General features: G+C 58.6%; 1 protein-coding gene. It reads right to left on the bottom strand.

Annotated elements, in window-relative coordinates:
* Positions 1-35 precede the first annotated feature (35 nt).
* Positions 36-287 carry a hypothetical protein gene (locus AC1RO3_RS08705; protein ID WP_289854931.1) on the bottom strand — a complete coding sequence of 84 codons (252 nt, stop codon included), beginning with the start codon at positions 285-287 and terminating at the stop codon, positions 36-38.
* Positions 288-413: the final 126 nt, after the last annotated feature.

Here is a 413-nt window from a genome sequence, read left to right as displayed (position 1 = left end):
ACCCCTACACTATGCAAGGGTATTGCACGCGCCTTTTACTCTGGATCGCGCTGAGCGTCGCGCAGCAGTGTATCCGCTGCCGACGGGGGCTCGCGGTTGTCGCCCATGTTCACGTTATACCCGCGATTTTCCCAGCGCGTTACGGTCAGTTCATAACCGTCCGACGCGGGAAATGCGTTGCTGAGAACAGGGTACACGCTTTGCAGGTCGTGCATGCTGGTAATGCTGCGCGGGGCCGTCGCGAAAAAGTGCTTGCCGTCGCGGCTCACATTGATTTCGTAGTACATGATACCCCCTTAATTGTACACGTGGCGGCCCAGCGCGGCGGCCTGAATCACACAATCCACCGTGTACGAGTGCGCGTCGTGATCCGGATCGATGATCGCTCGATACAGGTCGGCACGAATCCAACC

Source organism: Dellaglioa sp. CoH-57-MRSF-19 (assembly GCF_056781975.1).
This window is presented reverse-complemented; position numbering and strand designations above follow the sequence as displayed.